The sequence below is a fragment of the Caldisericota bacterium genome (genome assembly GCA_034717215.1).
Classification (GTDB): domain Bacteria; phylum Caldisericota; class Caldisericia; order Caldisericales; family Caldisericaceae; genus UBA646.
This window is the reverse complement of record JAYELD010000003.1, coordinates 1-3,281: the sequence shown is the minus strand read 5'-3', so window position 1 is coordinate 3,281 and position 3,281 is coordinate 1. Positions and strand designations below refer to the sequence as shown.

The 3,281-nt window shown below is 38.1% G+C and carries 4 protein-coding genes; 2 read left to right on the top strand and 2 right to left on the bottom strand.

Translation table 11 applies throughout. The annotated features are described in order from the left end of the window. Window positions 1-73: 73 nt before the first annotated feature. Window positions 74-1,120, bottom strand: coding sequence for a replication initiation protein (locus U9Q18_00115; GenBank protein MEA3312765.1), 1,047 nt, complete (start codon window positions 1,118-1,120; stop codon window positions 74-76). A 612-nt stretch (window positions 1,121-1,732) separates the two neighbouring features. Between U9Q18_00115 and U9Q18_00110 the strand changes: the two genes are divergently transcribed. Further along, window positions 1,733-2,263, top strand: a complete 531-nt coding sequence (locus U9Q18_00110) for a BfmA/BtgA family mobilization protein (GenBank protein MEA3312764.1) — start codon at window positions 1,733-1,735, stop codon at window positions 2,261-2,263. Continuing rightward, on the top strand, window positions 2,253-3,068 hold the full coding sequence (locus U9Q18_00105; GenBank protein MEA3312763.1) for a DUF5712 family protein: 816 nt from the start codon (window positions 2,253-2,255) through the stop codon (window positions 3,066-3,068). Before U9Q18_00110 ends, U9Q18_00105 begins: the two co-directional genes overlap by 11 nt. 15 nt (window positions 3,069-3,083) lie before the next feature. Here U9Q18_00105 and U9Q18_00100 read toward each other — a convergent pair whose 3' ends face one another. Beyond that, window positions 3,084-3,281: a hypothetical protein gene (locus U9Q18_00100; GenBank protein ID MEA3312762.1), complete on the bottom strand. Its 198-nt coding sequence runs from the start codon at window positions 3,279-3,281 to the stop codon at window positions 3,084-3,086.

The window sequence follows — 3,281 nt, the reverse complement described above, 5'->3', positions numbered from 1 at the left end:
GTAGGTTCGCTAATATCAAATTGCGAATAGTATTTTTTTGCTTTTTCTGCTTTTTGCTTCAATTTTTCTTCTGTCATTTCTTTTTAGTTTTGGTTTTACAATCCTTGTATCTTAATTGAAAAATATCGTTATCGCTTTGCTTTTCTGCTCCTTTCATAAAGAAATTGAAAGCTTGAGGCTTTGATTCTGCTTTTTCCCGTAAACCTTTTAAATCCTTGTATCGCTGATTACAAAAGCGGTCTCCTTCATCGGTGCAAGCTCCTGTTATTTCAAGTGCCTTTTCACTGGTTTTACCAAGACAACTTTGGAGAAATAAGAGTATTTCATTAAATAGCTCAAAAGCGATCCCCTTTCGTAGTTCCTCCAGTCGTTCATCATCGGTCTTGTATCGGGTGTGAATTTTGAATACTAATTGGTCGTGTGGTTTGCGCCCTTTGCCCCCTTGTTGTTTCAGCTCCTCGCTTGTTTCGGTGGAGTATTCAAACCAAATATCTGAATTTTTATTGTTATACATTTCCTCTTTTGCAGGTTCTAAAACGAGTCTTTTCAAGTTGCTTAAATTGTGAGTTACTTTAAATTTTTGTTTGAATTCGTCTATTTTTATTCTCCAAGCACCCTTACTCTTCCAACTGCAAAGCATTTTATATAATCTCTTACTATGTCCGCCGGACAGGGTCATCGATGAGAGTTTATTGTAATATGTTTTTCCCGGTTCCGGGCCATCAATCCACAATAAGAATGGTAGTGCATCTGTGTTTACTTTGACTTGAACATAGTTGCCTGACTTTAGAACGGTTGGAAACAAAACACCATCTACTTCCACTTCTTGGCCGTTCTTTGGGCTTATGTAGGTATATCCAAATTCTCTGCGTTTTATTTTTTTGAGCCGCTTAAATGCATCCGCAGGGAGTAAAGTTGGTGCGATCTCTTTTAAATCAAGATTCAAAACAGGCTCACCCCATAGGTTTCTGTCCATTAGTTTACCGTTATATAACTCGTTTTTAAAGCTATCCATTACAAGAGTAAATAGATTTTCTTCTAATGCCGTAATGGCATAGCGCATCATCGTAACCTTATTGGGTTGGATGATTGTGTCGGGATGTAGTGGTTTGTCTTTCATACCCCAAAGATAATAAAAATACATAATAAAAAAATGTATCTTTAATTAAGGGTACAACATCGCAAAATGTATCTTTAATTATCGCAAAATGTATCGTTAAATGAAAGATAACATCGCAAAATGTATCGTTAATTAAATTATCAACCTTCTGTGTGCCTTGCTGGTTCTGATTTGCAGAGAGTCGGAAAAACCACTACAATAAGAGTACTCTTCAATAAGTATTACAATAAGAAAGGGCTTCGCCTTAAAAAAGGTGGTTTAAGAAAGAGCAAAACCAAGAAAAAACAAACCTATTGAAGAGTGCTCCAAATCCATCCCCAAAAAGGCATAAGGGAAAAAAGATACCCAAGACTGAAAACAACCCAAAAAAAGACTACCGGAAAAAAAGGTGCTGCGGTTGTTTTGCGAGACGAAATGTGTATCTTTGATACAGCAAGAGGGAACTGGGCAGGGCCCTGTTTCTCCCTTGCTCTGCGAGGCTAAACAACTGTAAAACAGTTGTTTGAATAAATTTATTTATAAATTTATTTTATAGATATTTATAAAAATATGGTTAAATAACTGATTTACAAAGTTTACATTTGTAAATTAATAAACAAAAACTTTTTACATATGGCACAAAAAAGCATAGGAATAAGCGAAGCAACCGCAGCTGATTTGGCACGGGAAGCCAATAAACACAAGGTTTCCAGAGATAAAGTAATTTCTAAAATGCTGGATTTTTTCCGCATCTATGGGATTGACCCTTTCAATTACGATGCCCCAGCTGATGAGATGCAGAAGATCATCAAACGCATGGATAGCGTTGTTGCATTCATGAAGAAACAGGAAAAGGATATCCTTATTCCAACCTTAACAAGGCTTTCAACCAGAGAGGATATTGTTAAAGGCATTGCCGCCGGAACCAACAAAACCAGAGAAAGCTTGAGTGAATTATTGAAACTTCTAAGGGAAGATTTTGAAAAGGTTCAAAAAGAAAATCAGGAGCTAAAAAACCAACTGGCAGAAGCTCGAAAGAAGTCTTATCAGGAACATGGAAAGGTAGTTTCTGAGGTTTCTAAAATGCTCCAAATTACAATGGATGCAGGGGGTTGGGGAGGAAAAAAACAGGCAATAGAACAATTGAAAAGCTATGAACATTAAAATTCAGGGCGGAGGTTCGGGAAAATATGCCAATACAGGCAGTTCTTTTGGTGCTTTGCAATACCTAAACCATGAGAATGAAAAGAATTTATCCGAAAAAGGGCAAATAGAGCCGTTTTTTGACCATGAAGGCAAAGAGGTGGACTTTGCTACTGCTGTGAGAGAATTAGACCAAAATAAGGCTAAATTGTGCGCAAAAGACGCCAAATTCTTTGCTATTACTATCTCCCCATCGGAAAAGGAACTTTCCACAATGGGTAGCGCCGAAGCAGAACGAAGCAAAGCAATGAAGGCCTACACACGCCAAGTTATGGACGAATACGCCAAGAATTTCGACAAAGGATTGAAAGGGGAAAACTTGATGTATTACGCCAAGATACACCACAACAGAGAAGATAAAGAAGGGATGCACGCCCATGTGATTGTAAGCCGGAAGGACAAAGAAAACCGCATTAAACTAAGCCCGAAAACAAACCATCGGAGTGCCGGCAGATCCGGAACTGTCCGGAGTGGTTTTGATCGGACCGATTTTTTTAAAAAATGCGAGGATGAATTTGATAAGAAATTCAGCTATGAAAGGCAGTACAGCCAAAGTTTCGAGTATCAAAATGCCATGAAAAACGGCACTTTTAAAGAGAAAGAACAGGCAGTAAAACAGGCCGAAACCACACCAAACAAAACACTCCTGCAGGAATTGAAGCAAGAACAATTCAGAGAAGAGCAAAGGACGAACCAGGAACAAAGCCAGGCTAAAGAAGTAACCAGGGCAAATAAGCCATCAAAAGGCCGAGGAATAGGAATGTAATTTTTCCCTTATGCCTCATTCTTTTACAAATTCGGTAAAGTTTGACCAGTCCTCTACTCTGAATGCCCTGATGTCACGGACGGAATTTTTAAACCAGTCAATTTTTTTCAAGGCATCGATAGCCCTAAACAGATTAGCCATGTCACTATTTTCGCATAAATAAACACTTCCCTGTGTGTTGTAAAACTCATATTTGCGAAGCTCTGTTTTTAT

Bases quoted from the DNA above. Each gene is read 5' to 3' on its own strand.
- U9Q18_00110 (MEA3312764.1), top strand. From the start codon at position 1,733: ATGGCACAAAAAAGCATAGGAATAAGCGAAGCAACCGCAGCTGATTTG.
- U9Q18_00115 (MEA3312765.1), bottom strand. From the start codon at position 1,120: ATGAAAGACAAACCACTACATCCCGACACAATCATCCAACCCAATAAG.
- U9Q18_00105 (MEA3312763.1), top strand. From the start codon at position 2,253: ATGAACATTAAAATTCAGGGCGGAGGTTCGGGAAAATATGCCAATACA.